The sequence below is a fragment of the Vibrio sp. 03_296 genome, from assembly GCF_002265885.1.
Genome location: NZ_NPKW01000182.1, coordinates 1 through 1,486, shown reverse-complemented (window position 1 = coordinate 1,486; position 1,486 = coordinate 1). Strand labels below are relative to the sequence as shown.

1 rRNA gene is annotated in these 1,486 nt (G+C 54.2%); it reads right to left on the bottom strand.

Going from position 1 to position 1,486, the window contains the following annotated elements:
• A 16S ribosomal RNA gene (locus CIK04_RS22765) occupies positions 1 to 1,486 on the bottom strand; the annotation flags it as partial.

Sequence of the window (1,486 nt, the reverse complement as noted above, 5' to 3'; positions counted from 1 at the left end):
CTTCACCCCAGTCATGAAGCATACCGTGGTAAGCGGACTCCTTGCGGTTACCCTACCTACTTCTGGTATCCCCCACTCCCATGGTGTGACGGGCGGTGTGTACAAGACCCGGGAACGTATTCACCGCAGTATGCTGACCTGCGATTACTAGCGATTCCGACTTCATGCACTCGAGTTGCAGAGTGCAATCCGGACTACGATCGGTTTTGTGAGATTGGCTCCGCCTCGCGGCTTGGCTACCCTCTGTACCGACCATTGTATGACGTGTGAAGCCCTGGTCATAAGGGCCATGAGGACTTGACGTCATCCCCACCTTCCTCCGGCTTGTCACCGGCAGTCTCATTAGAGTGCCCAACTGAATGATGGCAACTAATGACAAGGGTTGCGCTCGTTGCGGGACTTAACCCAACATCTCACGACACGAGCTGACGACAGCCATGCAGCACCTGTGTTACGGCTCCCGAAGGCACTCCTCCGTCTCTGGAGGATTCCGTACATGTCAAGACCAGGTAAGGTTCTTCGCGTTGCATCGAATTAATCCACATCATCCACCGCTTGTGCGGGTCCCCGTCAATTCCTTTGAGTTTTAATCTTGCGACCGTACTCCCCAGGCGGTCAATTTCACGCGTTAGCTACGCTACTAAGCAATCAAGTTGCCCAACAGCTAATTGACATCGTTTAGGGCGTGGACTACCAGGGTATCTAATCCTGTTTGCTACCCACGCTTTCGGGCATGAACGTCAGTGTTATCCCAGGAGGCTGCCTTCGCCATCGGTATTCCTCCACATCTCTACGCATTTCACTGCTACACGTGGAATTCTACCTCCCTCTGACACACTCGAGTCACCCAGTTCAGAACGCAGTTCCCGGGTTGAGCCCGGGGATTTCACATCCTGCTTAAGTAACCGTCTGCGCCCGCTTTACGCCCAGTAATTCCGATTAACGCTCGCACCCTACGTATTACCGCGGCTGCTGGCACGTAGTTAGCCGGTGCTTATTCTTCAGGTACCGTCATCGGCCGCTGGTATTAGCAACAGCCTTTTCTTCCCTGACAAAAGTCCTTTACAACCCGAAGGCCTTCTTCAGACACGCGGCATGGCTGGATCAGGCTTGCGCCCATTGTCCAAAATTCCCCACTGCTGCCTCCCGTAGGAGTCTGGGCCGTGTCTCAGTCCCAGTGTGGCGGATCATCCTCTCAGACCCGCTACTGATCGTCGCCTTGGTAGGCCTTTACCCCACCAACTAGCTAATCAGATATCGGCCGCTCGAATAGCGCAAGGCCCAAAGGTCCCCTGCTTTCTCTCTCAAGACGTATGCGGTATTAGCTGATCTTTCGATCAGTTATCCCCCACTACTCGGTACGTTCCGATATGTTACTCACCCGTTCGCCACTCGCCACCCGAGAAGCAAGCTTCTCTGTGCTGCCGTCCGACTTGCATGTGTAAAGCATGCCGCCAGCGTTCAATCTGAGCCAGGATCAAACTCT